The sequence below is a fragment of the Streptomyces sp. CA-251387 genome (assembly GCF_050936625.1).
Classification (GTDB): Bacteria; Actinomycetota; Actinomycetes; order Streptomycetales; family Streptomycetaceae; genus Streptomyces.
Genome location: NZ_JBNJMJ010000001.1, coordinates 4,857,053 through 4,883,262 on the forward strand (window position 1 = coordinate 4,857,053; position 26,210 = coordinate 4,883,262).

Sequence of the window (26,210 nt, forward strand, 5' to 3'; positions counted from 1 at the left end):
AGGGGAGCGGGCCCTCGTGAGGGCGATGCGGATTGTCCGTGAGTGACGGGAACGCCTGGCCGGAACCCAGTGCCTAGAACGCGGCCTCGTCCAGCTCCATCAGGTCCAGCTCGACGTTCTCGGCGAGCTTGCGCGCGCCGGTGACGCCCGGCAGGACGTTGGCCGCGAAGAACTTCGCCGCCGCGATCTTGCCCTGGTAGAACGCCTTGTCCTTGGCGGAGGCGTTCGGCAGCTTCTCGGCGGCGACCGCGGCACCCTTGAGCAGCAGGTAGCCGACGACGACGTCACCGGAGGCCATCAGCAGGCGGGTGGTGTTCAGACCCACCTTGTAGATGTTCTTGACGTCCTGCTCGGTGGCCGCGAGGTCGGTCAGCATCAGGCCGACGATGGCCTCCAGCTCGACGGCCGCCTTGGCCAGGTGCTCGCGTGCGCCCGCCAGCTCCTCGCCGCCCTCACCGACCGCGAGGAACTTCTTGATGTCCTCGGCGAGCGAGTTCAGCGCGGCGCCCTGGTTGCGGACGATCTTCCGGAAGAAGAAGTCCTGGCCCTGGATCGCCGTGGTGCCCTCGTACAGGGTGTCGATCTTGGAGTCGCGGATGTACTGCTCGATCGGGTACTCCTGCAGGAAGCCGGAGCCACCGAAGGTCTGCAGCGACTGGGCGAGCTGCTCGTAGCCCTTCTCGGAGCCGTAGCCCTTGACGATGGGGAGGAGAAGGTCGTTGAGCGCGTGCTCCGCCTTCGCGTCCTCGCCCGCCGCCTCCTTCACCGCGATCGCGTCCTGGATCGAGGCGGTGTAGAGGACGAGGGCGCGCATGCCCTCCGCGTACGCCTTCTGCGTCATCAGCGAGCGGCGCACGTCGGGGTGGTGCGTGATGGTGACCTTGGGCGCGGTCTTGTCCATGAAGTTCGCCAGGTCGGGGCCCTGGACGCGCTCCTTGGCGTACTCGAGGGCGTTGAGGTAGCCCGTCGAGAGGGTGGAGATCGCCTTCGTGCCGACCATCATGCGGGCGAACTCGATGATGCGGAACATCTGGCGGATGCCGTCGTGCTTGTCGCCGATCAGCCAGCCCTTGGCGGGGTGCTTGTCGCCGAACGTCATCTCGCAGGTGTTGGAGGCCTTCAGGCCCATCTTGTGCTCGACGTTCGTGGCGTAGACGCCGTTGCGCTCGCCCAGCTCGCCGGTCTCGAAGTCGAAGAGGTACTTCGGGACGAGGAAGAGGGACAGGCCCTTGGTGCCGGGGCCGTGGCCTTCGGGGCGGGCGAGGACATAGTGGAGGATGTTCTCCTCCATGTCGTGCTCACCGGACGTGATGAAGCGCTTCACGCCCTCGATGTGCCAGGAGCCGTCCTCCTGCTGGATCGCCTTGGTCCGGCCCGCGCCCACGTCCGAGCCGGCGTCCGGCTCGGTCAGCACCATGGTGGAGCCCCAGGTCCGCTCGACCGCGATCTGGGCGATCTTCTTCTGGACCTCGTTGCCCTCGTCGTAGAGGATCCCGGCGAACGCCGGGCCGGAGGAGTACATCCACACGGCCGGGTTCGAGCCGAGGATCAGCTCCGCGTACGACCAGATCAGGGACGGCGGGGCCGTCGTGCCGCCGATCGGCTCGGGCAGCCCCAGACGCCAGTACTCGGAGTCCATGAAGGCCTTGTAGCTCTTCTTGAAGGAGGCCGGGACCGGCGCGGTGTTGGTCTCCGGGTCGAAGACCGGCGGGTTGCGGTCGGCGTCCGCGAAGGACTCGGCCAGCTCGTTCTCCGCGAGCCGCGTCAGCTCCTCGAGGATGCTTTTCGCGGTGTCGACGTCCATCTCCTCGAACGGACCGGTGCCGTACAGCTTGTCGCGTCCGAGTACTTCGAAGAGGTTGAACTCGATGTCGCGGAGATTCGACTTGTAGTGCCCCATGGTCACGGCTCCGTAGAGAGGGATCGGCGAGGCACTTGGTTCCTCGCGCTAGTTCACGTACCAACAAGTAGCTACGATGATGCTACCCGCCAGTAATAAGACGCAACCCCGATCCGTCATCTGTGACAGGTCCCACCGGATCACACCGGATCAGACCGGAACGGTCAGCGTCGCGGTGAAGCCGTCGGCCGCGCTGCCCTTCATCGTCGCCAGCTGCTGGTCGTAACCGTCGCTGAAGATGCCGTCCGTCTCCAGGGACAGCTCTGCGAGATTCGTCACGCTCTGGTCGTATCCGTCCGTGGCGTACACCGTGTCGCAGGCGTCCTTCGGGAACGCGAGCTGCGAGGTGTTGGTGATGGAGGTGGCGGCCGTGGCGTCGGCCAGGCTGCCGTAGACCTCGAAGTGGATGTGCGGCCAGCGGCCCGCGTAGCAGCCGGGGAAGATGCTGGTGAAGGTGACCTGGCCCTTGTCGTCGGTCTCCTGGACGCCGCGCAGGTAGTTCTCGTCGGTGACGCCCTCGGAGTAGAGGGAGTACCTGCCCTCCCGGTCGCAGTGCCAGAGGTAGACGGCGGCGCCCTTCTTCGGCGTACCGCAGCCGGAGGCGGCGTCCACGACGGTGAGGGTGACGGTCAGGGGCACGCCCTCGGCGGTGCCGCCCGCGGAGTCGCCGAAGCTCTTGGTGATGTCGCTGCGGACGACGCCGCTCTTCTTCAGGACGTTCACGCCGTTCGAGCCGTCGCCGGGATAGGGGCCGGCGGTCTCGTCCGGGATGGTCGCGCACTCGGCGGACGAGGAGGAGCCGCCGGAGGCGGCGGCGGGGGAGGACGAGGAGGACGAGGCCGCCGACGTGTCGTTCTCCGACGTGCAGGCCACCAGCGGGACCAGGCTCGCGCCCGCCATCAGCCGGATCATGCGGCGACGGGCGAGGACGGGAAGGTCGTGGGAGAGCCCTCGGTCGTGTTCGTGGACCTCGTCGTCGTGGTGTCGGTGCATGGCTGTCCCCTTGCTGGTGTGGGCCGTTTCGGGCGCTCCCGTGGGCACGACCGACGCTATGAGCGGCAGCTGTGGGAAACCAGCGTGGCGGCTGTCAAGTCGCTGTCGAGTCGCTGTCGGTTTGCCAGGACCCCCGTACCGGCCCGTCGCCGCGGCCGCTCTCGGTACGCTTGCGCCCATGTACGGCTACGACCAGAACGTCGGTGCACAGCAGCAGTACGCCCCGCCGCAGCAGCCGGGCGGCGTCGGTGGGTACGGCCAGCAGCCGCCGCTCTACCCCGAGCCGTCCCCGCCCTCGCTCGCGGACGCGGTGCGGGCCTTCACCACCGGGCAGATGTCCGCCGAGGACTTCCAGCAGGTCTTCGCCACGTCGAAGGTCTACTGTCCGCGCGGCGACAACCCCGGCTTCCTCGCCCTGCACAACACCCAGCAGCCGGTGATCCCGATGTTCACCTCGCTGAAGGAGCTGCGCCGGTACGCGGGCAAGGAGTCCAAGTACTTCGTCATCACCGGCGCCGAGGTGATCGACCTGCTCCCGACCGGCTACGGCTTCGTCCTCGACATGGAGGGCGAGCACCGCATGGTCTTCGACGCGAAGGCCGTGGAGCAGATGGTCGAGTTCGCGATGCGGCGGATGTACGGCTAGTCGGACCCCAGGTCCGGGGAATATCCGGCGGGGGAATACCCCTCCCCGGTTGTCACAGCCATGCCATAGAGTGGCCCCCTGGCAGCCGCGCCCCGCACGCCACCGCCTTCCCGCGGTCCGCGTCCGGGTGCCGCGCGGCGCTCTCATCTCCCGGCGACACCGGGATTCCTTGTGGGGGTTCATCACTGTGCGCATGCGCAGCACCTCGGCCGCGACGGCGCTCGCGGTCCTCTTCAGTTCGGTCGCACTGAGCGTCGTGGCCGCGGGGCCGGCGTCGGCGGCCTCCGCTGTGGTCGGCGCGCCCGGCGGCATCGTCGCGGACGGCGTCCACCAGCGGGTCTTCGTCGGCGACAACACCGCCGGCACCATCGTGGCCGCCGACTACTCGGGCGCCGTGCTGGAATCCGTGAGCGGCGTCCCCGGCGTCACCGACCTGGCACTGTCGGCCGACGGTGCCACGCTGTACGCGGCCTCGTCGGCGCTGCACGAGATCGTGGCGCTGGACCCGGCCACCCTCGACGTCAAGGCGCGGTACGCCGTCGTCACCGACAAGGGACCGCGCTACGTCGCCTTCACCGCGGGCAGGCTGTGGTTCAGCTACGGCGACCAGTGGAGCAGCGGCATCGGCTCGGTCGATCCGGCGGTGGACCCGGCGAGCGGCACCGACCCGGTGACACTGCACGGGCTGCCGTCGGGCACCTGGATCCACGACCCGGGCCTGCTCGACACCGATCCGAACACCCCGGGTCTGCTGGCCGTGGGCGAGACCGGTCTGTCCTCCGACTCGATGGCCGTGTTCGACGTCACGGACGGCACCCTGAAGACGGTCGCCTTCCATAACGGCGACTACACCCTGAACCAGGGCATCGGCGACATCGACATGGTCCCGGGTGCCCCGCAGGTGCTAGTCAACGGCCATCTGCGGGACGCCTACGAGAACGGCGGCTTCAAGCAGGTCGGCGCCTACCCGACCGGCCACCACGCCGACATCGCCCCCGACGGGCTGGTCGCTCAGTTCAACGGCACGAAGCTGGCCGTGTTCCGGCCCGACGCGACGAAGCCGCTGCGCACCTACGACGTGGGCACGTACGGCACCCCCGACCTGACGTGGGCACCGGACTCCTCCCGTATCTTCGCGCTGGTCGGCACCTCGGGCGGCCGCTACACCCTCAAGGCCCTCACCGACCCGACGAAGAACGTCCCCACCCTCACGGTCAGCGCCCCGTCGACCGCCACCCGCGCCAAGCAGCTCACCGTCACCGGCAAGATCTCGGCGACGGTGGCGCTGCCCGCGGGCGTCAAGCTGTCCGTCACCCGCACCGACCTGGAGAGCCCCAGCGGCAAGGCCCTGCCCGCGGTCACCGTCAAGGCGGACGGCACCTACTCCTTCACCGACACCCCGCCGGCCGGCGGCAAGGTGAAGTACACGGTGAAGTACGCGGGCGACGCGGCGCACACCTCGGCCACCGCCTCCGACACCGTCGAGGTCTCCCGCAACTCGACCTCGCTCAGCCTGAACAACAACGGCAAGCTGTACAACTACGGCACCGACGTCAAGTTCACCGCGCACCTCGGTACGACGTACAAGAACCGCTCGGTCGAGATCTGGGCCAACCCCTTCGGCGGCGACAAGCCGAACAAGCTGATCAAGAGCGGGACGGTCAACTCCGACGGCAACATCTCCGCCTGGGTGGACATGACGCGGGACACCACCGTCACCGCGGTGTTCAAGGGCGACGCCCGCTACAAGCCGAGGACGGTGAAGGCCACGGCCTACGCCCGGGTCAAGGTCTCCACCGCCGTCTCCAAGCACTACAAGACGGCGAAGATCGGCTCGACGACGTACTACTGGTTCCACAAGAGCACCGACCCGCTGCTCACCACGACGATGACCTACTACCCGGGTCGTCAGCAGCGCTTCGACCTGCAGGTCTACTACCAGGGCTCGTGGTACGCGCTGGACTCGCAGTACTTCCCGGTCGGTACGAACGGGAAGTCGGCCGTGACCCTGGAGGCGCCCGGTGAGTCGGGCGTCCGGGCGCGGATGCGGTCGGTGTACGTCAACGGCTCGTCCGGCGACAACGTGAACTCGACGACGTACGGGTCCTGGAAGTACCTGTACTTCAGCAACTGACACCGGTCCGTTCGGACGGGATGGGAAGCCCGGAGGGAATGTCCTCCGGGCTTTTCCTGTTCAGGGTGGCAGGAAGTTCAATGCTCAACTAAACTGGTCGCACAAGGAGGTACCGACATGCCTGCAGTGACCGTCGAGAACCCGCTGACGCTGCCGCGCGTCGCCGCACCCGCTGGTGCCGTGGCCCGTCCCGTGCTCGCCGTCACGACCGCGCCGAGCGGTTTCGAGGGCGAGGGCTTCCCGGTGCGCCGGGCGTTCGCCGGGATCAACTACCGCCACCTGGACCCGTTCATCATGATGGACCAGATGGGCGAGGTGGACTACGCGCCGGGCGAGCCCAAGGGCACCCCCTGGCACCCGCACCGCGGCTTCGAGACCGTCACGTACATCATCGACGGGATCTTCGACCACCAGGACTCCAACGGCGGTGGCGGCACCATCACCAACGGAGACACCCAGTGGATGACCGCGGGCTCGGGTCTCCTCCACATCGAGGCCCCGCCGGAGTCGCTGGTCATGTCCGGCGGTCTCTTCCACGGTCTGCAGCTGTGGGTGAACCTCCCGGCCAGGGACAAGATGATGGCGCCGCGCTACCAGGACATCCGAGGCGGCAACGTCCAGCTGCTCACCACCCCCGACGGCGGCGCGCTGCTGCGCGTCATCGCGGGTGAACTGGACGGCCACCAGGGCCCCGGTATCACCCACACGCCGATCACGATGATCCACGCGACCCTCGCCCCGGGCGCGGAGATCACCCTGCCGTGGCGCGAGGACTTCAACGGCCTCGCGTACGTCCTCGCCGGGCGGGGTGCGGTGGGTGCGGAGCGCCGTCCGATCCACCTCGGCCAGACCGCGGTCTTCGGAGACGGCGGCTCGCTGACGGTCCGCGCGGACGACAAGCAGGACTCCCACACGCCGGACCTGGAGGTCGTGCTGCTGGGCGGGCAGCCGATCCGTGAGCCGATGGCCCACTACGGCCCGTTCGTCATGAACACCAAGGACGAACTCATGCAGGCCTTCGAGGACTTCCAGAAGGGCCGGCTGGGGACGGTCCCGGCGGTGCACGGGATGAGCGCGAGCGGCCCCGAGCAGCCGTAGGCCGGCCACTGATCGCATGTTCTGCCCCTTCTGTCCCTTGCGGTACGGGAGGGGCAGAATGGGTGAAGAGTCCTGCTTTCGGGACCCTCGCGTGACCCATCGCGTGGGAGGCCGACATGACCACGACTCCGACGAGACCGGCACCGCCGAGGGCACCTACCCAGGGGGCGAAACCGCGAGGAATCTTCTGGCCGGGTATCGCCGGCATCGCCTCCGGTGCGCTGATGCTCGTCTCCCTGCTGGTGATGTACAGCAACAGCCCGGACTACGCGGGCAGCAACGGTCTGCGCAAGACGGTCGAGTTCTACCGCGACAGCGGCAACCGCGACCTGACCGAGGCCATGACCCTGGTGATGCTGGCCGCGGCCCTGCTCTTCCTGTTCTTCCTGGCCGCCCTGGCCCGCGTCGCCGCGAGCCGGTCGGCCCAGGTGCTGGTGGGCGGGATCGTGTTCACCACCCTGGTGATGGTCGGGACGATCGCCGGTGCCATCTACGCCGTCTCCGCCAGCCACACCGACGATTTCCTGGTGACCCCGCAGACCGGGATGGTCGCCCTGCTGCTGCAGGACGTTGCCTACGGCGGATTCATCGCCGGCATGGTCGGTGCGGCGGTGCTCCTGTTCGCCGTGTGGCGCACGGCCCGCACCACCCGGGCCCTGCCACAGTGGCTGGGCTGGTTCGGCTTCGTCATAGCGGTGCTGTGCCTGGCGGGCCCCTTCAGCGCATGGCTGACGGTTCTGCTCATGGGGGTGTGGACGGTGCTCGCGGGGGTCGTGCTGGTGATGCGGCCGCCGGTGGAGGTGTAGCCGTCGATCCTGCCCAGAGGCGACGTCACCCGCCCGGCCGCCCGCGCACGACAGCCCGCTCTGCCCGTGATCGCCTGGGAGCGTGCAGGACTCCAAGCCGTTGCTGCCCGAGCCCGTGCGTCGGCTCGCCGCCTGGTGTGCCGTGGTGCTGCTCGTGGCCGGGGTCGTCTACGTCGGGATCCGGCTGGCCGACGAGTTCCGTACGGCTGTCGTACCGGTGCTGCTCGCGTTGCTCGGGACGGCGTTGCTCGGGCCGTTGCACCGGCGGCTGGTGAAGGCCAAGGTGAATCGGTCCGTTGCCGCCGGGCTGACGTGCGTGGCCGTCGTGGCCGTCGTCGGTGGGGCCGTGTACATCGTCGTCGCCGCGATCGTCGAGACCGGTGACGAGATCGTCGCCGCGCTCAAGCAGGCGGCCCAGGATCTCGCCGACCACTTCGGGGCGGCCGGGACTTCGCTGGACGACCTCGCCTCCAACTCCAAGGAGCTGCTCACCAACTTCGGCGGGACGGCCGCCTCCGGGGTCATCAGTGGCGTCAGCGTCGTCGGCGAGATCATCGCCATGGCGGTGCTCGCCCTGCTCCTGGTCTTCTTCTTTCTGCGGGACTCCCATCGGGCCGCCGCTACTCTGCGGTCCGTCGTTCCCGGTCAGAGCGGAGACACCGTGGAGGCCATGGCACGGCGGGCGTTCCAGGCCGTGGAGGGGTTCATGCGGGGGACCACCTTCATCGCCCTCATCGATGCCCTCTGCATCACCGTCGGGCTGCTCGTCCTCGACGTTCCGGGTGCGGTCGGGCTCGGGGCGCTCGTCTTCGTCGGCGCCTACATCCCCTATCTCGGCGCCTTCATCTCGGGGGCCGTCGCCGTGCTGGTCGCGCTCGCCGACCGGGGGTTCGTGATCGCGCTGTGGGTGCTGGCGATCGTGGTCGCCGTACAACTGCTGGAGGGGCATGTGCTGACGCCGATGATCCAGAGCCGGACGGTGCAGATGCACCCGGCCCTGGTCATGGTGGCGATCACTGCTGGGGCCTCGGTGGCCGGAATCCTCGGGATGCTGCTCGCCGTACCGCTCACGGCCGCCGTCACCGGTGTCCTGCACGAACTGAGGGAACGCTACGCGAGCCCGGAGCCCCCCGAGCCGTCCCCGCCCCCGGAACCGTCCGCGCCCTTGGACTCGTAGAGCTCGAACCACGTGCTCTTGCCCTCGCCCCGCGGATCCACACCCCACGCCTCGGCCAGCAGCTCGATCAGCAGCAAGCCCCGCCCGGAGGACGCCAGTTCCCCGGGCCGGCGCTTGTGCGGCAGGTCGTCGCTGGTGTCCGTCACCTCCACGCGCAGCCGGCGGTCCCCCGGCTCGCCCCGCACCTCGGCGAGGAGCAGGGCGTCGGCGTCGGTGTGGACGAGGACGTTCGTCAGCGTCTCGGACAGCAGCAGGACCGCCGAGTCCACTTGGTCCTCGGAGCCCCAGTCGTGCAGCAGCTCCCGCAGCTGCTGGCGGGCCACCGCGACCCGCTCCGGCTCGGCCTGCGCGACGGTGAGCATGGTGCGCCGGACCGTCGGCCGGACGGCGATCGTGTCGCCGCAGCCGCAGCCCTCCCCCTCCCGGCACAGCAGCAGCACCGCTATGTCGTCCTCACGCCGGTCGGCGAGCGGCCCCGTGGTGTGGTGGGAGGACGGGCCGTGGACGGCCTGGACGAGGGCGTCGGCGAGGGTCTCCAGGTCGCCGTCGTGCTCCTCGAGGATCGCGCGGATGCGCTTCCAGCCGGTCTCCAGATCGTGCCCGCCGGTCTCGATCAGGCCGTCCGTGCAGATCAGCATCGTCTCGCCGGGTTCCAGGGTGATCCGGGTCGTCGGGTAGTCGGCGTCCGGGTCGATGCCCAGGGGGAGACCGCCGGCCGTCGGGCGGGCCAGCACCGTGCCGTCGGACATGCGGATCGCCGGGTCCGGGTGACCGGCGCGGGCGATGTCCAGCAGGCCGGTCGTGGGGTCGACCTCGACATACAGGCAGGTCGCGAAGCGCAGGTCGGACGGGTCCTCGTCGAGGGCGCCGAACGTCATGCCGTGCAGAAAGCGGGAGGCGCGGGAGAGGACGGCGTCGGGGCGGTGGCCCTCGGAGGCGTAGGCGCGCAGGGCGATGCGGAGCTGGCCCATCAGGCCCGCCGCGCGGACGTCATGGCCCTGGACGTCGCCGATGACGAGGGCGAAGCGGCCGTTCGGCAGCGGGATCATGTCGTACCAGTCGCCGCCGACCTGGAGCCCGCCGCCGGTCGGGACGTAGCGGGCCGCGACGCTCATGCCGGGTATCTCGGGGCCCAGCTTGGGCAGCATCGAGCGCTGGAGGCCGTCCGTCAGCTCCCGCGCGGACTCGGTGGCCTCGGCGCGGGAGAGGGCCTGGGCGAGCATGCGGGCCACCGTCGTCAGCACGGACCGCTCGTCGGGCGTGAACGCGACCGGATAGGTGAACGCCGCCATCCAGGCGCCCATCGTGCGGCCGGCCACGGTCAGCGGCAGGAACGCCCAGGACCGGCGGTTGAAGTGCGCGGCGAGCGGCCAGGTGAGCGGGTAGCGCTCCTTGTACTTCTCGGGTGAGGAGAGGTAGACGGCACGGCCGGTGCGGACCACCTCGGCCGCCGGGTAGTCCGTGTCCAGGGACATGTGCGAGAAGGGGTTCTCGTCGCCGGGCTGGTGACCGTGGTGGCCGATGATGGTCAGACGGTCGCCGTTGACCCCGAACACCGCGAGCCCGTCCGGGGAGAATCCCGGCATCGACAGACCGGCCGCGACCCGCAGCACTTCCGCCGTCGAGCGGGCCTCGGCCAGCGCCCGGCCCGCGTCCAGCAGGAACGCCTCCCGGGAGCGCCGCCAGTCGCCGGTCACCGCCGTACGCCCCGCCGGGGTGCCCGGCGCCGGTTCGGTGACCTCCTGGAGCGAGCCGGTCACCTCGTACGACCGCTTCTCGCGATCGAAGGAGGCATGGAAGCGGCTGCGGCCCACCCGGACGACCCGGCCCCGCTCGTCCATGATCCGCACCCGCACCTCGCCGAGGCTGCCCTCGGCGACGGCGAGCTGGATCACTCCGGTGATCTCGTTCCAGTCGACCGGATGAAGACGGGCGCGCACCTGGGCCTGACTGAGGGTGGCCCGCTCGGCGGGCAGTCCCAGCAGCCGTGCCGCCTCCGCGTCGACCGTGACCAGTCCCGTGGCGGTGTTCCAGTGCCACAGTCCGGTCGCGAGGGCGGCGAGAACCTCCCCCACGGCGGGCAGGGGCTCACCAGTGCGCATTGCCCTACTTTAAGAACAGGTGATCGCACACTGCCACCGAAGCTGTATGGGGCATCTGGTCGGGAGGGGCCCATGGGTGCGATGAAGAGGGATCCCAGGGGCGCGGCCAAATGGTGGGGAGCCGATCTTGGGGTCCCCGGTAGGCTTGGGGGAAGTTTCACGTGAAACACGCCCCCCGATCCGCGAAGACTGGATGAACGACGATGCATCGGTACAGGTCCCACACCTGCGGCGAGCTCCGCTCCTCTGACGTCGGCACCGACGTCCGGCTGAGTGGCTGGCTGCACAATCGGCGCGACCTGGGCGGCATCCTCTTCATCGATCTGCGCGACCACTACGGCATCACGCAGCTCGTCGCCCGTCCCGGCACGCCCGCGTACGAGGCTCTCGACAAGCTCTCCAAGGAGTCGACCCTCCGCGTCGACGGCAAGGTCGTCTCCCGCGGCGCCGAGAACATCAACCCCGACCTGCCCACCGGCGAGATCGAGGTCGAGGTCGGCGAGGTCGAGCTGCTCGGCGCGGCCGCCCCGCTGCCGTTCACGATCAACACCGAGGACGGGGTCAACGAGGAGCGGCGCCTGGAGTACCGCTTCCTGGACCTGCGCCGCGAGCGCATGCACCGCAACATCCTGCTGCGTACGGCGGTCATCTCGGCGATCCGCCACAAGATGACGGCGCTGGGCTTCAACGAGATGGCGACGCCGATCCTGTCCGCGACCTCCCCCGAGGGCGCCCGCGACTTCGTCGTCCCGTCCCGTCTGCACCCGGGCAAGTTCTACGCCCTGCCGCAGGCCCCGCAGCAGTTCAAGCAGCTGCTGATGATCTCGGGCTTCGACCGCTACTTCCAGATCGCGCCCTGCTTCCGTGACGAGGACGCGCGTGCGGACCGCTCGCCGGGCGAGTTCTACCAGCTCGACATCGAGATGAGCTTCGTCGAGCAGGAGGACGTCTTCCAGCCCGTCGAGAAGCTGATGACCGAGCTCTTCGAGGAGTTCGGCAACGGCCGCCACGTCACCTCCCCCTTCCCGCGGATCCCGTTCCGCGAGGCGATGCTGAAGTACGGCTCCGACAAGCCGGACCTGCGCGCCCAGCTGGAGCTCGTCGACATCACCGACGTCTTCGAGGGCTCCGAGTTCAAGGCGTTCGCCGGCAAGCACGTGCGCGCGCTGCCCGTGCCGGCCGTCCAGGACCAGCCCCGCAAGTTCTTCGACCAGCTCGGTGACTTCGCGGTCTCGCAGGGCGCCAAGGGCCTGGCCTGGGTCCGTGTCGCCGAGGACGGCTCGCTGACCGGCCCGATCGCCAAGTTCCTCACCGAGGAGAACATCAAGGTCCTCACCGAGCGCCTCGGCCTGGAGGCCGGTCACGCCGTGTTCTTCGGCGCGGGCGAGTTCGACGAGGTCTCGAAGATCATGGGCGCGGTCCGCGTGGAGGCCGCCAAGCGGGCCGGCCACTTCGAGGAGGGCGTCTTCCGGTTCTGCTGGATCGTCGACTTCCCGATGTACGAGAAGGACGAGGAGACCGGCGCGATCGACTTCTCGCACAACCCGTTCTCCATGCCGCAGGGCGGCCTGGAGGCCCTGGAGACCCAGGACCCGCTGGACATCCTGGGCTGGCAGTACGACATCGTCTGCAACGGCGTCGAGCTGTCCTCCGGCGCGATCCGGAACCACGAGCCGGAGATCATGCTCAAGGCCTTCGAGATCGCGGGCTACGACCGCGAGATCGTCGAGGAGAAGTTCGCGGGCATGCTGCGCGCCTTCCGCTTCGGCGCCCCGCCGCACGGCGGTATCGCCCCGGGCGTCGACCGCATCGTCATGCTGCTCGCCGACGAGCCGAACATCCGCGAGACCATCGCCTTCCCGCTCAACGGCAACGCCCAGGACCTGATGATGGGCGCGCCGACGGAGCTGGAGGAGGCGCGGCTGAAGGAGCTGCACCTGTCGGTGCGCAAGCCGCAGCCGAAGTAGGCGGCACCTGAAGCAAGCGGCACCTGAAGTCCCTTGAGTGCCTGGAAGTGGCTCGGAACCGGCGTCGGTTCCGAGCCACTTTCGTTCACGGCGCTCATGCAAGGCTCTTGCCCAGCTCTTACCCATGCTTCTGACAGGCGCGGTCCCTAACTTCCCTGCCCATGACGGGAAACCAGACGGCCCAAGGGCCGAAACACAAGCGGGACCTCACGCGTCGCAAGGTCGTCGTCGCCGGTGCGGGAGCCGCGGCGGCGGTCGGCGTGGGCGGCACGCTCGCGGCGGGTGCGTTCGCGGGTGAGACGAGCGGGTCCGCGTCGGCGGGCGCCACGGCGTCGAGCAGCTCGTCGAGCGCCGAGGCCTGCTACAGGCTGACCTCCGAGACGACCGAGGGCCCCTACTACATCGACGCGGACAAGCTCCGCCAGGACGTGACCGAGGACCAGGAGGGCATCCCGCTCACCCTCCGCCTCAAGGTGATCGACTCCGAGACCTGCAAGCCCATCAAGAACGCCGCGGTCGACATCTGGCACTGCAACGCGCTGGGCGTGTACTCGGGCTATGAGGACATGGGCAGCGGCGGCGGTGGCGGGGGCGGCACCCCGCCGTCCGGTGAGCCGACGGGCGAGCCCCCGTCCGGCGAGCCGTCGGGTGGGCCGGGCGGCGGAGGCGGCGTTCACCAGGAGCCGACGGACGACGAGCGGTATCTGCGCGGCACGTGGAAGACGGACAGGAACGGCCAGGTGGTCTTCAAGACCGTCTTCCCGGGCTGGTACCAGGGACGCTGCGTTCACATCCACACCAAGGTGCATGTGAACGGCGCATGGACAGACGCCGGTTACGAGGGCGGCAACACCTGCCACACCGGTCAGCTCTTCTTCGACGAGGAGAGCGTGCTGGCCTCCGCCGAGGTCGAGCCGTACTCCACCAACACCACCACGCGCACCACGCTCGACGACGACACCATCTACCCGGGCAACGGGACCGAGGGTGGCCTGCTGAAGCTCAAGTACAAGAAGAACGACATCGCCAAGGGCGTCGTCGCCACGATCACGATGGGAGCCGATCCCGAGGCGACGAACACCGGCAGCTGACGGACGTACTGAGCGTGCGGGGCGGATGTGTGCGGACACATCCGCCCCGTGTTCAACCACCTGTCTAGGACAGGGACTTGTACCCGCTCCACCCGCTCGCGATCTGCGCCCGCGAGCCGAACGAGCCCTTCCCGTCCCCGCTGTTGCGCCACAGGTTGCCGCTGGTGTCGCGGGAGACGAGGTCCGGTCGGCCGTCGTCGGTGATGTCGCCGACGCCGACGACGGCGTTGTAGCTGCCGCCCCAGTTGGTGAAGAGCTTCACGCGGGCGGTGAAGGTGCCGTCGCCCTTGCCGTCGTAGCGCCAGAGGGTGTTCGCCGTGTCCTGGGCGAGGAGGTCGGGCCTGCCGTCGCCGGTGATGTCGCCGACGCCGACGATCTTCTTGTAGCCCTTCCAGTTGTCGTAGAGCTTCACGCGGGAGGACAGCTTGCCGTCGCTGGTGCCCTTGTAGAGGTAGACCGTCCCGGTGGACGAGTTCCTCGCGATCAGGTCCGGCCGGCCGTCGCCGCTCACATCGCCGGGCGAGGTGAGGACGTTGTACTGCGTCCAGCCACTGGTCGCGAGGGTCGTGTACGACGTCGACGGCTTGACCGCCGCCCCGCAGCCCGGCTTGTACAGCCGCAGGGCGCCGCTGCTGTAGCGCACCAGGACGTCGTTGCAGCGGTCGCCGCTCAGGTCGCCGAAGGGGACGGCCGTGACGGTGGTGGGCCAGCCGGTGCCGGTGTTCTTGTCGCTGAACTTGCCCGTCCCCGTGCCGCTGTGGAAGGTCAGCCCGCCCGACGAGTTGAGGGTGAGCAGATCGCCGCGGCCGTCGACGCCGTCGGGGCTGACGTGGTCGTGGCGGACCGCGGAGCCACGGGTCAGGAAGCCGTCGCCGGACGTCACCGTGACCGGGGTGGTGGTGCCCAGGCCGGTGGCCTTGAGGGTCCACTTGAACGCGCCGTTGGGGAAGTAGGCCCCGCTCGCCGTCTTGCCGTTCCAGCTCACGCCCACCCGTTCCGGGGTGGCTCCGCCGGTGAAGGTGCGGCTGGCCTTGCCGGTCGCGCCGCTCTGGACGGAAGTGAAGGTGAGCGACCAGGAGGTGACCGGGCGGGACAGCACCCAGCTGCCCTCGAAGGGGGTCGCCGGGTCCACATAGCTCGTGGCCGACGACTTGAAGGCCGTCACCGCGGACGGCGTGATGCCGGTGGTGGTGACGTGGGTGCGCTCGTAGTCGTCGAACCAGGCGACCAGGCCGGTGTACTCGTCGACCGTCCAGCGGTAACGGCGGTCCACGGTCAGGCCCTTGTCGGCCAGGCCGGAGGCGATCGTACGGGTAGTGCCGGTGGCCGCCTCGGTGAGGACCAGGGTGCCGGTGGCGTGGTCGTGGCGGACGGTGAAGCCGTCGCCGAGGAGGACATCACCCGGGGTGACCGCCGTCGACGTACCGGCCTTGGTGTCGTACACGCCCGCCGAGTCCGCCCCGCAGGCCCAGTACACCCAGCGGCCCGCCGCCTGGAGTTCGCTGGGCACGCAGGCCAGGGCCGGGACGGTCACCGTGGCGAGCGTCTTCCCCAGCGGGATGCTGTACGAGGTGAGCGTGCCGGCGGTGGTGGTGGCGCTCCAGAGGGTGGAGCCGTTCAGGGCGGCTGCGCGCACGGACCGCTTCAGCTTCTGGCCCTGGCCGAACTCGCCGACGTACTGCGCCGGGGTGGTGCCGCCGGAGTTGTAGACGGCGTAGTCGTCGGCGGCGTCGACGATCGAGCCGCCCGTGGTGCCGAACTCCAGCTCATGGCCGCCGATGGCGACCAGCCGGTCCTGCTTCAGCTCCGCGTCGTAGTAGTAGTTGCCGAGGTAGACGTCGCGCCCGTCGAGGTTCGGCCACAGCGCCGAGCAGGTGGTGCCGGCGTACGGGCAGACAGGGCTGTAGACCTTGCCGCTTTCCGTGGGCTCCGCCGCCGTCAGCTCGGTGGAGCCGTTGGTGGTGAGGGTGCGTACGGACGTGAGGTGCGCGGTGGTGTCGGGGTCGTCCTCGGCGACGCGGAGGCTGCCGCGGTTGAGGACGATGCCCGTCTTGGCGTTCTCCACCGCCGGGGACTGGTGCACCTTCTCCAGCCTCAGCGAGCCGTCCTCGGCCTGGCTCACCCGCTGCACCCACCAGTCGGTGGCGCCGGTGCCGCCGGTGACCAGCGCGGTGCCGTCACCGGCCGCCAGGGTGTACTCTCCGGCACTCGTCAGCAGGGTCTGCTGCACGGACGGGTCGTCGACGTCGACCGCGAGCAGCTTCGAGCCCAGCGAGCTGGAGGACAGCGGCAGCAGCAGCCAGTCGCCGATCAGGACCGGGGGGCCGTCGAGCGCGCCCGGGTGCGAGGGCAGGGCGACGACCTGCTCGGCGGCGGTGAGGTCGGTGCGGGACTTCAGGTGCAGCTCGGCGAGTCCGTCGTCGTACCAGCCGAGGCGGTCCGCGCTCATCACGTACCGCGGGCTGTTGCCGGCGCCCGTGAAGACCTTGGTGCTCACGGCCGACTCGATGTCGATGTAGTGGAGCGAGCCGAAGGTGCTGTTCTTCACGAACACACCGGAGGAGTCCGCCGCGAGGACATTGCCGGCCTGCGCGTTCGCCGTGTCCCCGGTCACCCTGCGGACGCGCCACGCGCCGTCGACCTTGTCGATCAGGGAGAGCCTGGTGACGATCGTGTTCCCGGCCAGTGCCACATAGTCGCCGTGGGTGGTGCTCCAGCTCACCTTCCTGGAGGTGGCCGTCGCCGGGTCCCACAGGGTGGCGAACTCGTCGGACGTGGAGGTCGGCAGAGCGACCAGGTCGCTGTCCGTGCCGTACCAGGCGGTGTAGCAGTCCCAGCCCATGTACTTGCAGTTCGCGACCGGGGTGTAGACACCGTCGGCGTTCTCGACCGTCACCGTCTTGCCGGTGGCGTGGTCGGTCCACAGCAGCCCGGTGCGGCCGGTCTGCCAGTGCAGGAAGCCGCTGTCGCCGTCGACGTACGGACGGTCGGTGCGTGGTGTCGTGGAGCTGGGGTCGATCAGCGTGACCGTGGTGGTCCCGGCCTCGGCCGCTTCCGCGGAGCCGCCGTTCTCCGACAGGACGACGACGGACGCGGCCACGACGGCGAGCGCGAGCGAGGAGACGGCGGCGGCGAACCCGCCCCGTCTCAGGGCGTGTCTGCCCACGTGAGGTTCCCTCCCCTACGAGGGCCCGTGCCCTCGCACAAGTGGCCGGATCTTATCAGGGGACCGGGGAGGTGAGAGAAGGTGTCTGCGCAGGTGAGGGGCATGGTCAGGACGGCGACGGTTGTGTGTGGGAATGCCCGGTGACCGGATCCATCGCGTCGTCACTCACCACTCGTCACTCACCACTCGTCACTCGTTACTCGTCCGCGTCCGCCGGCGGCCTGAGCGCCTCCTCCTCCAGCAGCCGCTCCGCGATGTCGTCCGCCCACGACCGGGCCCACCGGCGGAGCACCGGTACCGACTCGTCGGCGAGGCCCCGGGCGGTGAACTCCCGGTCGTCCAGGAGTTCCGTCGCCTCCAGGCGGGACTGGAGGTCGGCGAGGTCCAGCTCGTCCCAGGCGTGGCGGCGGCCCAGTTCCTCCAGGTCGGGGAAGCTCCAGTGGGACGCGGCGGTGTGGACGTCGATCAGGTCGCGGGCGGTGCCGCGGTCGGTCAGGGCACGGACCTTCGTGCCGATGAGGTCCTCGAGGGAGAGCGTCGGGCCCAGGGCGGTCGTCACCGGCGGGCGCCAGAAGGTTTCCTTCACGAGGTCGACCGTGCGTTCCTCGCCCGTGTCGGGGTCCGTGACGAGCAGGCGGGTGGAGAGCGGGTCCGTCTCCAGGGGCCGTACGAGCCAGCCGCGTTCCGTCAGACCGTGGCGGACCATGGCCGCGATCTGCTCCATGGGTTCGGGGTTCTCGGTCGCCAGTTCCAGCGCCAGTCCCAGCGCCAGTTCCAGTGGCGGCTCCGCCGGCGCCTCGCGAGATGCCTCCCGGGATGCCTCCGGCGTCAGGCCGTGCGCGCGGACCGCGCAGTCGCCGGCCAGGACCAGCGGATAGCGGGCGCCGGCGGAGAGCACGTCGGTCAGCAGGTCGCGGTGCGGGGGCATGGTGCCCTGATTATCACGTTCGCCCCCGCACCCGGGTGCCACCGACCGCCGCCGTACAGGTGTAGTCGGCGGGCCGCTACTTCGCCACGAACTGCGTGAGGATCGCCTGCACCTCGTAGATGTCCACGCCCTTGGTGAACGTCTTCTCGATCGGCGTCGCCGACCCCGAGAGCCAGATCTTCAGCTCGGCGTCCAGGTCGAAGGTGCCGGCCGTCTCCACCGCGAAGTGCGTGATGCTGCGGTAGGGGATGGAGTGGTACTCCACTTTCTTGCCGGTGATGCCCTGCTTGTCGACCAGGATCAGACGGCGGTCGGTGAACAGGATGGTGTCGCGTATCAGCAGGTAAGCGGCGTGCACCTGCTCACCGTGGCCCAGCAGACGCGCGTAGTCCTGCTGCGCCTGTCCCTGGTCGATGGTGTGCGCGTTCCCGAACAGTGCCATGGATGGATCCCCCCACTTGATGGCTTCACGTGATCTTCGCAATGTATAGCGGCTCGGGGGCGTCCACGCATAGAGGCGTAAACGATCAGGTGTCGTACGAACCGTCCCAGGGCGCCCCGAAGCCCAGATGGTCCGGGTAGAGCTCGGCCCAGGGCTCGCCCTCGTCCTCTCCTGTGACGAGGCCGAACAGCACGCCGTCGACGGTGAGCTGGAAGGGGCGGATCGCGATGTCCGTGTACGTGCGCCGGGGCAGGCTGCGCAGCCGGGTCGCGAGGTGGGCGCGGGCTCGGGCCAGGACCGAGTCGGGGCCGTGCGGGGCGCGTTGCTGCTCGGCCCAGGTGCCCGCGCACCAGATCTCCGAGTCGCGGTAGCGGCCCTCGGCGTCGAAGGTGTGCAGGACCGAGTACAGGCGTTTGTGCTCTTCCCAGCCGTGGTCGAGGCGGAAGCCCTTGGGGAAGCCATAGGTGACCGACCCCATGAACTGCCCGTCCGCATACAGACCGATCGCCTCGGTACGGCCGCGCGGCTCGTAGGCGATCGGGATGACCTCAGGGACTGCCATGGCGGAACCATACGGAGGTGGCGGGGGCATGGTGGCGCCGGGGCGCCCCTAAAACCAGCCGGCGGGCCAATTTCCGCCGCACTCCCACGACTTGATCACCGATCCGTCGAAACTCCACGGCAACCTTTCCGATCTCCGTAACCACAGATGAGTCGCCAGCCCCGTTCACGCGGACCCGATCCGAAGCACATAAGGACTCATTCGTGGCATCCCCTTCCCACCGCCGTTCCCTCCGCAGGCGCCGCACCGTCGTCGTCACCGCCGCCGTGGCGGCCGCCGGCCTCGGTGCCGGTGTCCTCGTGATGAACGCGAACGCCGGCGCGGTCGACCTGTACCACCAGTCGCTGCCCGCGAAGGACGGCTGGGCGGCCGCCGGATCCGGTACGACGGGCGGCGCGAAGGCCGACTCCGCGCACACCTTCACCGTCAGCACCCGCGCCCAGCTGGTGAAGGCGCTGGGGTCCGTCTCCGACACCGCTCCCCGCATCGTCAAGATCAAAGGCACTATCGACGCCAACATCAGCGACACCGGCAAGAAGCTGACCTGCGCCGACTACGCCTCCGGCACCGGCTACTCGCTCTCCGCCTACCTCAAGGCGTACGACCCGGCGACCTACGGCAAGAAGGCGCCTTCCGGTACCCAGGAGAACGCCCGCAAGGCCGCAGCGGACAAGCAGAAGAAGAACATCGTCTTCCGGGTCCCCTCCAACACCACCATCGTGGGCGTCCCGGGCACGAACGTCGGCATCAAGGGCGGCAGCCTTCAGGTGCAGAACGTCAAGAACGTCATCGTCCGCAACCTGACGTTCTCCGCGACGGAGGACTGCTTCCCGCAGTGGGACCCGACGGACGGCTCGTCCGGCGAGTGGAACTCCAACTACGACGCCGTCACCCTGCGCGGCGCGACGAACGTCTGGGCCGACCACAACACGTTCACCGACGCCCCGACCTTCGACACGTCGCTGAAGACGTACTTCGGGCGCAAGTACCAGATCCACGACGGCGCCCTCGACATCACCAACGGCTCCGACCTGGTGACGGTCGAGCGGAACGTCTTCGACTGCCACGACAAGACGATGCTGATCGGCAGCAGCGACAGCGACAGCACCGGCAAGCTTCGGGTCACCATCCACCACAACGTCTGGAAGGGCATCGTCCAGCGCGCCCCGCTGGCCCGCATCGGCCAGATCCACCTCTACAACAACGTCTACGACACGACCACGCTCAACGGCTACCCCCCGAAGTACAGCATCGACTCCCGCGCCAAGGCCCAGGTCGTCGCCGAGCACAACGCCTGGAAGCTCCCGTCCGGCGCCAAGGTCGCCAAGCTGCTCAGCGGCGACGGCACCGGCTCGATCGCGGGCAGCGGCAACCTCGTCAACGGCACGGCCACCGACATCGTGGCCGCGTACAACGCCGCGAGCTCGAAGAAGATCAAGCCGACCGTGAACTGGAAGCCGACGCTGACGGCGGGTCTTCAGACGTCGGCGAAGAACCTGGTGACCGAGTTGGCGACCACGACCGGCGCCGGGGTGCTGTCCTGACGCTGGGCGTACGGCGGTAGGTGAGCGGAGCACCCGGGACGATGGGGCCCGGGCGCTCCGTGCTGTTCACGGTCTCCGTCACACATCCGTGGCGCTCGGCGTCAGGGAGGCAGTGGACCCGCCGCACGGCACCGGCCATGCGGTACCGACTGCGCCTGACCAGGAGTTCTCATGCGGATCGCATACGTCGTCGTCACCCTCCTCGCCGCCCTGATGGCCGGTTTCTCCGGGACCGTGCTGCTCCTGCGCGCCGAGTGGATCGTGCGGGCGCTCCAGGACTACGGAGTGCCCCGGTCGTGGTGGACCTGGCTGGGGCTGGCGAAGGCCGCCGGGGCCGTGGGGCTGGTGGCCGGGCTGTTCGTGCCGGTGATCGGGGTGCTGGCCGGGGCGGGGCTGGTGGTCTACTTCCTCGGGGCGGCCGTGACCGTCGCCAGGGCCCGGTGGTACTCGCACGTTCCGTTCCCGCTCGTCTACGCGGCACCGGTCGTCGCTGCCCTGGCCCTCGCGTACGCGAGCTGACCGGCAGACGCGTGCTACGCCGTCGGCTTCTCCTCCAGGCGCGGGAACAGGGCGGCGCCCTTCGTGACCGTCGTACCGGCCGGGAGGGTGCCCCACTCGCCGGCCTCCTGGACTCTCTGGTCCGCGAGGGCGCCGAGGGAGGCCTCCGCGCCCAGGGAGTCCCAGAGCTTCCGGGAGGTCTCCGGCATGACCGGGCTCAGGAGGACCGCCACGGCACGGAGGGACTCCGCGGCGGTGTAGAGGATGGTCGCCAGGCGGGCGCGCCCCTCCGCCGAATCGTCCTTGGCGACCTTCCACGGCTCCTGCTCCGTGAGGTAGCCGTTGACCTGCTTGACGAAGTCGAAGACGGCCAGGATGCCGCCCTGGAAGTCCAGCTCGTCGCCGATCCGCCGGTCCGCCTCCGCGACCGCCTTCGTCAGGCCGTCGTGGATCGCCTGCTCGGCCGCGCCGTCGGCCGTGGACGCCGGGAGCTCGCCGCCGAAGTACTTGCCGACCATCGCGGCGACGCGGGAGGCGAGGTTGCCGTAGTCGTTGGCGAGCTCGCTGGTGTAGCGGGCGGAGAAGTCCTCCCAGGAGAACGAGCCGTCCTGGCCGAAGGCGATCGCGCGCAGGAAGTACCAGCGGTACGCGTCCACGCCGAAGTGCGAGGTCAGGTCCTGTGGCTTGATGCCGGTCAGGTTGGACTTGCTCATCTTCTCGCCGCCGACCATCAGCCAGCCGTTGGCCGCGATCCGGCCGGGCAGCGGCAGGCCGTTCGCCATCAGCATGGCCGGCCAGATGACCGCGTGGAAGCGGAGGATGTCCTTGCCGACGAGATGGACGTCGGCCGGGAAGGTCGCCTCGAACTTGCCCGGGTTCTCGTTGTAGCCGACCGCGGTGGCGTAGTTCAGGAGCGCGTCGACCCACACGTAGATGACATGCGTGTCGTCCCACGGGACCGGGACGCCCCAGTCGAACGTCGACCGGGAGATGGAGAGGTCCTGCAGGCCTTGCCGTACGAAGTTCACGACCTCATTGCGCGCGGACTCGGGCTGGATGAAGTCCGGGTTGGCCTCGTAGTGGGCCAGCAGGCGGTCGGTGTACTCGCTCAGCTTGAAGAAGTAGTTCTCCTCCTGGAGGAGCTCGACCGGCTTGCGGTGGATGGGGCAGAGCTTCTGGCCCGCGTACTCGCCCTCGCCGTCGATCAGCTCGCCGGGGAGCTTGTACTCCTCGCAGCCGACGCAGTACGGCCCCTCGTAGCCGCCCTTGTAGATCTCGCCCCTGTCGTACAGGTCCTGCACGAACTCCTGGACGCGGTCCGTGTGCCGCCGCTGCGTGGTGCGGATGAAGTCGTCGTGCGCGATCTCCAGGTGCTCCCACAGGGGCTGCCAGGACTCGCGGACGAGCCGGTCGGCCCACTCCTGCGGGCCGACGCCGTTCGCCTGCGCGGTGCGCAGGATCTTCTGGCCGTGCTCGTCCGTGCCCGTGAGAAACCAGACGTCCTCGCCGCGCCGGCGGTGCCAGCGGGCGAGGACGTCGGCCGCGAGGGTGGTGTAGGCGTGGCCGAGGTGCGGGGCGTCGTTGACGTAGTAGATGGGGGTCGTGACGTAGTACGTCATGACCTCACTCCATCACACCCGCACCAGAGCCTTCACGTCGTTCACAGCGCTTCTCGTTCACGCCGCTTCTCGGTTCTGCCGTTCTCGGTTACGCCGCTTCGCCACCGAAGCGCTCCTTGTACGCCTCCAGGTCCTCGTCCGTGAGCTTGGCGAAGAGGACCGGCGGAACGGTGAAGGGCGTGCCGGCCGGGACGGCGGTGAGGGACCTGGCCTCGTCCGCGCTCACCCAGGTCGCGGTGTCGTCCTTGAGGGAGAACGCCTGGCGCATGGCGGCCGACGTCGTCGGGATGAACGGCTCCGAGACCACCGCGTACAGGTGGATCAGGTTCATCGCGGTGCGGAGGGTCAGCGCCGCGCCGTCCTTGTTCGTCTTGATCTCCAGCCAGGGGGCCTTCTCCTCCAGGTAGGAGTTGCCGGCCGACCACAGGGCGCGCAGGGCTGCCGCCGCCTTGCGGAACTGGAGGGACTCCATCTGGGACTCGTACTCGGCGAGGAGGCGGGCGATCTCCTCGCCCAGCTTCGCCTCCGCCTCGCCGGGCTCGCCGCCCGCGGGGACCTCCTCGCCGAAGCGCTTCTTCGAGAAGGACAGGACGCGGTTGACGAAGTTGCCGAGGGTGTCGGCGAGGTCCTTGTTGACCGTGGCGGTGAAGTGCTCCCAGGTGAAGGACGAGTCGTCCGACTCGGGGGCGTTGGCGATCAGGAAGTAGCGCCAGTAGTCCGCCGGGAGGATCTCCAGGGCCTGGTCGGTGAAGACGCCGCGCTTCTGGGACGTGGAGAACTTTCCGCCGTAGTACGTCAGCCAGTTGAAGGCCTTGACGAAGTCGACCTTCTTCCACGGCTCGCGGATGCCGAGCTCGGTGGCCGGGAACATCACGGTGTGGAAGGGGACGTTGTCCTTCGCCATGAACTGCGTGTAGCGGACCTCGTCGTCGACGTCGTACCACCACGACTTCCAGTCGCGGTTCTCCGGGTCCTGGTCCGACCACTCCTTGGTGGAGCCGAGGTACTCGATCGGCGCGTCGAACCAGACGTAGAAGACCTTGCCCTCGGCCGCCAGCTCCGGCCACGTGTCCCCCGGGACGGGGACGCCCCAGTCCAGGTCACGGGTGATCGCGCGGTCGTGCAGGCCCTCGGTCAGCCACTTGTGGGCGATGGAGGACGCCAGGTGCGGCCACACGCCGTCGTGGCGGGCGACCCACTCCATGACCTCGCGCTGCAGCTTGGACTGGAGGAGGAAGAGGTGCTTGGTCTCCCTCACTTCGAGATCCGTCGAGCCGGAGATCGCGCTGCGCGGGTTGATCAGGTCCGTCGGGTCCAGGACGCGGGTGCAGTTCTCGCACTGGTCGCCGCGGGCCTTGTCGTAGCCGCAGTGGGGGCAGGTGCCCTCGACGTAGCGGTCCGGGAGGAAGCGGCCGTCGGCGGGCGAGTACACCTGGCGGATGGCGCGCTCTTCGATGAAGCCGTTCTCGTGCAGCTTGCGGGCGAAGTGCTGGGTGATCTCGACGTTCTGGGAGCTGGAGCTGCGGCCGAAGTAGTCGAAGGCCAGCGCGAAGCCGTCGTAGACCGCCTTCTGGGCGTCGTGTGCCTGGGCGCAGAACTCGTCGACCGGGAGGCCCTGCTCCTTCGCCGCCAGTTCGGCCGGGGTGCCGTGCTCGTCCGTCGCGCAGATGTAGAGGACGTCGTGGCCGCGCTGGCGGAGGTACCGGGAGTACACGTCCGCCGGGAGCATGGACCCCACCATGTTGCCCAGGTGCTTGATTCCGTTGATGTACGGAAGGGCGCTGGTGATGAGGTGTCGAGCCATCGCGGGCTGCTCCCAGGTCGGGGTTGTTTTACGAACCTCGAAATGGTAGCCGACATGGGTGGGCCGCCCGCTTCCCGTTTTGCGGGGTGAGAAGCGGGCGGCCGGGGGACGAGGGGCGGGGGGCGGAGGGGGCGGGGGCGTTACGGGCGCCAGTTCGCCAGGATGCCCTCGTAGACCTGCTGGTCGGTCAGCTCCAGCGGGGTCTCGCCGGCCAGGAAGAGGGCGGTGTTGTCCGTCTTGAGCTTGCGGAGGTAGTCGAAGGCCTTCTGCTCGGGGTCTCCGAAGGCGACGAAGGAGAAGAAGACGGAGGGGTGGTTCTTCGCCGCGTCCGTGAGGGACTGGGTGGCGGGGGTCTTGGCATCCGGGGCGCCGTCGGTCTGGAAGATCACCAGGGCCGGGGTGTCGGGGGCCGTCTTCTGGTGGTGGGTGACGACTTCTTCTACGGCCACGTGGTAGCTGGTACGGCCCATGCGGCCGAGGCTCGCGTGCAGCTCGTCGATCTTGGTCTCGTGGTCGGTGAGGGTGAGCTCGCCGGTGCCGTCGAGTTCGGTGGAGAAGAAGACGACGTGGACCGTGGGGTCGGCGGTCTCGGGGTCGAGGTGGGCGGCGAGGGCGAGGGTCTGGTCGCCGAGGGCCTGGGCGGAGCCGTCCTTGTAGAACGGGCGCATGGAGGCGGAGCGGTCGAGGACGAGGTAGACCTTGGCTCGGGTGCCGGTGAGGTCGTGCTTCTTGAGGGTCGTGGCGGCGGCGCGGTGGGCTGTGCGCAGGGTGCGGGGGATTTTGGGGGCCGTTTCGGTGGCCTCGGCTTGGCCTTCGGCCTCCGGGTTCCCACCCGCACCACCCGTGCGGGTTTCGTCGTCGGCTGCGAGTGGCCCCTGTGAGGGCTCCTCCCCGTCGGCGGCCGCGGGTGCGTCCTGGGGCTCGGAGGCCGGTTCCGGAGCGACCTCGGTGACCGGCTCGGGGGCGGGCTCCTCGGCGGCGGGCTCTTCGACGACCGGCGTTTCCGCGCCGGGCTCCTCCGCGACGGCTTCATCGGCCACCGGGGTCTGCGTGACCGATTCCTCGACGACCGGCTCTTCCACCGCCGGCGTCTCCGCGACGGACTCTGCCGCGACGGGCTCCTCGACGGCCGCCGTCTCCGCGACGGCCGCCGTCTCCGCGACGGGCTCCTCAGTCACCGGCTCCTCAGCAGCCACCGGCTCCTGAGCGACGGGCTCCTCGATGGCCGGCGTCTCCGCGACGGGCTCTGCCGCGACCGGCTCCTCAGTCACCGGCTCCCCGGCCACCGACGTCTCCGCAGCCCCCTCCCCGGCCACCGGCGTCTCAGCCGCGCCCTCCTCGACCACCGGCGTCCCCGCCCCCGTCTCCACCGGCTCCGCCGGCTTCGGGACCGTGACGTTGTTGAAGGCGGCCGAGACCAGCTCGTGCTCATCGTCGTCCGAGGGCTCCGGTGCGCTCGGTTCCGAGACGCGTGGTTCCGGGACCTGGGCGGTGGGTGCCGGCTGGGGTTCCGGGGACGGGGAAGGGACCGTCGGCTGAGGGGTCTGCTGCGGTTCCGGCGAAGGAGTCGCACCCTCTGCCTCGGCGGTACGCCCCTTGCGTGACCGGCCGAACGCGTTCCGCAGGAGAGTGAGAATGCCCATGTGCGCAACCCTTCGCGTGAGTTGATGCCCGTCGATCCCTGGCCAGGACGGACACGTAAGGTTAGCGGCCCGAGATGGCGATCTTGGGGA

19 protein-coding genes are annotated in these 26,210 nt (G+C 69.3%); 9 read left to right on the forward strand and 10 right to left on the reverse strand.

Features of this window, described 5'->3' with window-relative positions:
* Positions 1-73 precede the first annotated feature (73 nt).
* Complete coding sequence (locus ACQEV2_RS21695) at positions 74-1,900, reverse strand: acyl-CoA dehydrogenase (RefSeq protein ID WP_433043878.1); 1,827 nt, start codon at positions 1,898-1,900, stop codon at positions 74-76.
* Between the two features lie 150 nt (positions 1,901-2,050).
* Positions 2,051-2,893, reverse strand: a complete 843-nt coding sequence (locus tag ACQEV2_RS21700) for an intradiol ring-cleavage dioxygenase (protein WP_433043881.1) — start codon at positions 2,891-2,893, stop codon at positions 2,051-2,053.
* Between the two features lie 178 nt (positions 2,894-3,071).
* Here ACQEV2_RS21700 and ACQEV2_RS21705 point away from each other — a divergent pair, with 178 nt between their 5' ends.
* The 5 genes from ACQEV2_RS21705 to ACQEV2_RS21725 all read left to right on the forward strand — a co-directional run bounded on the left by ACQEV2_RS21705 (position 3,072) and on the right by ACQEV2_RS21725 (position 8,754).
* Positions 3,072-3,539 (forward strand): SseB family protein, encoded by a 468-nt coding sequence (locus ACQEV2_RS21705; RefSeq protein ID WP_234763985.1) that lies wholly within the window; start codon positions 3,072-3,074, stop codon positions 3,537-3,539.
* A gap of 193 nt (positions 3,540-3,732) precedes the next feature.
* Positions 3,733-5,673, forward strand: a complete 1,941-nt coding sequence (locus ACQEV2_RS21710; protein ID WP_433043886.1) for an Ig-like domain repeat protein — start codon at positions 3,733-3,735, stop codon at positions 5,671-5,673.
* 117 nt (positions 5,674-5,790) lie between these two features.
* Positions 5,791-6,771: a pirin family protein gene (locus ACQEV2_RS21715; RefSeq protein WP_433043889.1), complete on the forward strand. Its 981-nt coding sequence runs from the start codon at positions 5,791-5,793 to the stop codon at positions 6,769-6,771.
* Between the two features lie 116 nt (positions 6,772-6,887).
* Positions 6,888-7,577 carry a hypothetical protein gene (locus tag ACQEV2_RS21720; protein ID WP_433043892.1) on the forward strand — a complete coding sequence of 230 codons (690 nt, stop codon included), beginning with the start codon at positions 6,888-6,890 and terminating at the stop codon, positions 7,575-7,577.
* Between the two features lie 82 nt (positions 7,578-7,659).
* Positions 7,660-8,754, forward strand: a complete 1,095-nt coding sequence (locus tag ACQEV2_RS21725) for an AI-2E family transporter (RefSeq protein ID WP_433043895.1) — start codon at positions 7,660-7,662, stop codon at positions 8,752-8,754.
* Here ACQEV2_RS21725 and ACQEV2_RS21730 read toward each other — a convergent pair.
* Complete coding sequence (locus ACQEV2_RS21730) at positions 8,688-10,856, reverse strand: SpoIIE family protein phosphatase (protein ID WP_433043898.1); 2,169 nt, start codon at positions 10,854-10,856, stop codon at positions 8,688-8,690. The genes ACQEV2_RS21725 and ACQEV2_RS21730 overlap by 67 nt on opposite strands.
* Before the next feature lie 203 nt (positions 10,857-11,059).
* Between ACQEV2_RS21730 and aspS the strand changes: the two genes are divergently transcribed.
* A complete protein-coding gene (gene aspS, locus ACQEV2_RS21735; protein WP_433043901.1) occupies positions 11,060-12,823 on the forward strand; it encodes an aspartate--tRNA ligase in 1,764 nt (587 codons plus the stop codon).
* A 161-nt stretch (positions 12,824-12,984) separates the two neighbouring features.
* On the forward strand, positions 12,985-13,914 hold the full coding sequence (locus tag ACQEV2_RS21740) for an intradiol ring-cleavage dioxygenase (RefSeq protein ID WP_433043904.1): 930 nt from the start codon (positions 12,985-12,987) through the stop codon (positions 13,912-13,914).
* A 64-nt stretch (positions 13,915-13,978) separates the two neighbouring features.
* Here ACQEV2_RS21740 and ACQEV2_RS21745 read toward each other — a convergent pair whose 3' ends face one another.
* The 4 genes from ACQEV2_RS21745 to ACQEV2_RS21760 form a co-directional block, all read right to left on the reverse strand.
* Complete coding sequence (locus ACQEV2_RS21745) at positions 13,979-17,080, reverse strand: FG-GAP repeat domain-containing protein (protein WP_433043907.1); 3,102 nt, start codon at positions 17,078-17,080, stop codon at positions 13,979-13,981.
* A 196-nt stretch (positions 17,081-17,276) separates the two neighbouring features.
* A complete protein-coding gene (locus tag ACQEV2_RS21750) occupies positions 17,277-18,008 on the reverse strand; it encodes a nucleotidyl transferase AbiEii/AbiGii toxin family protein (protein WP_433043910.1) in 732 nt (243 codons plus the stop codon).
* 76 nt (positions 18,009-18,084) lie between these two features.
* Positions 18,085-18,450 (reverse strand): PH domain-containing protein, encoded by a 366-nt coding sequence (locus ACQEV2_RS21755; RefSeq protein ID WP_062721349.1) that lies wholly within the window; start codon positions 18,448-18,450, stop codon positions 18,085-18,087.
* A gap of 85 nt (positions 18,451-18,535) precedes the next feature.
* Positions 18,536-19,012, reverse strand: a complete 477-nt coding sequence (locus ACQEV2_RS21760; RefSeq protein WP_433043914.1) for a hypothetical protein — start codon at positions 19,010-19,012, stop codon at positions 18,536-18,538.
* A gap of 203 nt (positions 19,013-19,215) precedes the next feature.
* On the opposite strand from ACQEV2_RS21760, the gene ACQEV2_RS21765 reads away from it, so the two are divergent.
* Both ACQEV2_RS21765 and ACQEV2_RS21770 read left to right on the forward strand, forming a co-directional pair.
* A complete protein-coding gene (locus ACQEV2_RS21765) occupies positions 19,216-20,556 on the forward strand; it encodes a pectate lyase family protein (RefSeq protein ID WP_433043917.1) in 1,341 nt (446 codons plus the stop codon).
* Positions 20,557-20,727: 171 nt separating this feature from the next.
* The gene (locus tag ACQEV2_RS21770) at positions 20,728-21,075 is read left to right on the forward strand and encodes a DoxX family protein (RefSeq protein WP_433043920.1); all 348 of its coding nucleotides are present in this window, start codon (positions 20,728-20,730) and stop codon (positions 21,073-21,075) included.
* Between the two features lie 14 nt (positions 21,076-21,089).
* Here the strand turns inward: ACQEV2_RS21770 and metG (ACQEV2_RS21775) are convergent, their stop codons facing one another.
* The 3 genes from metG (ACQEV2_RS21775) to ACQEV2_RS21785 form a co-directional block, all read right to left on the reverse strand.
* Complete coding sequence (gene metG / locus ACQEV2_RS21775) at positions 21,090-22,673, reverse strand: methionine--tRNA ligase (protein ID WP_433043923.1); 1,584 nt, start codon at positions 22,671-22,673, stop codon at positions 21,090-21,092.
* Positions 22,674-22,761: 88 nt separating this feature from the next.
* On the reverse strand, positions 22,762-24,477 hold the full coding sequence (metG, locus tag ACQEV2_RS21780; RefSeq protein ID WP_433043926.1) for a methionine--tRNA ligase: 1,716 nt from the start codon (positions 24,475-24,477) through the stop codon (positions 22,762-22,764).
* 140 nt (positions 24,478-24,617) lie between these two features.
* Positions 24,618-26,120: a VWA domain-containing protein gene (locus tag ACQEV2_RS21785; protein ID WP_433043929.1), complete on the reverse strand. Its 1,503-nt coding sequence runs from the start codon at positions 26,118-26,120 to the stop codon at positions 24,618-24,620.
* Between the last annotated feature and the right edge of the window lie 90 nt (positions 26,121-26,210).

Excerpts from the sequence above, each read along its gene's own strand:
- ACQEV2_RS21755 (WP_062721349.1), bottom strand. The coding sequence starts at position 18,450 with ATGGCACTGTTCGGGAACGCGCACACCATCGACCAGGGACAGGCGCAG.
- metG (WP_433043923.1), bottom strand. The coding sequence starts at position 22,673 with ATGACGTACTACGTCACGACCCCCATCTACTACGTCAACGACGCCCCG.
- ACQEV2_RS21750 (WP_433043910.1), bottom strand. The coding sequence starts at position 18,008 with ATGCCCCCGCACCGCGACCTGCTGACCGACGTGCTCTCCGCCGGCGCC.
- ACQEV2_RS21695 (WP_433043878.1), bottom strand. The coding sequence starts at position 1,900 with ATGGGGCACTACAAGTCGAATCTCCGCGACATCGAGTTCAACCTCTTC.
- ACQEV2_RS21785 (WP_433043929.1), bottom strand. The coding sequence starts at position 26,120 with ATGGGCATTCTCACTCTCCTGCGGAACGCGTTCGGCCGGTCACGCAAG.
- ACQEV2_RS21770 (WP_433043920.1), top strand. The coding sequence starts at position 20,728 with ATGCGGATCGCATACGTCGTCGTCACCCTCCTCGCCGCCCTGATGGCC.
- ACQEV2_RS21715 (WP_433043889.1), top strand. The coding sequence starts at position 5,791 with ATGCCTGCAGTGACCGTCGAGAACCCGCTGACGCTGCCGCGCGTCGCC.
- ACQEV2_RS21700 (WP_433043881.1), bottom strand. The coding sequence starts at position 2,893 with ATGCACCGACACCACGACGACGAGGTCCACGAACACGACCGAGGGCTC.
- metG (WP_433043926.1), bottom strand. The coding sequence starts at position 24,477 with ATGGCTCGACACCTCATCACCAGCGCCCTTCCGTACATCAACGGAATC.
- ACQEV2_RS21720 (WP_433043892.1), top strand. The coding sequence starts at position 6,888 with ATGACCACGACTCCGACGAGACCGGCACCGCCGAGGGCACCTACCCAG.
- ACQEV2_RS21730 (WP_433043898.1), bottom strand. The coding sequence starts at position 10,856 with ATGCGCACTGGTGAGCCCCTGCCCGCCGTGGGGGAGGTTCTCGCCGCC.
- aspS (WP_433043901.1), top strand. The coding sequence starts at position 11,060 with ATGCATCGGTACAGGTCCCACACCTGCGGCGAGCTCCGCTCCTCTGAC.
- ACQEV2_RS21760 (WP_433043914.1), bottom strand. The coding sequence starts at position 19,012 with ATGGCAGTCCCTGAGGTCATCCCGATCGCCTACGAGCCGCGCGGCCGT.
- ACQEV2_RS21710 (WP_433043886.1), top strand. The coding sequence starts at position 3,733 with ATGCGCAGCACCTCGGCCGCGACGGCGCTCGCGGTCCTCTTCAGTTCG.
- ACQEV2_RS21705 (WP_234763985.1), top strand. The coding sequence starts at position 3,072 with ATGTACGGCTACGACCAGAACGTCGGTGCACAGCAGCAGTACGCCCCG.
- ACQEV2_RS21740 (WP_433043904.1), top strand. The coding sequence starts at position 12,985 with ATGACGGGAAACCAGACGGCCCAAGGGCCGAAACACAAGCGGGACCTC.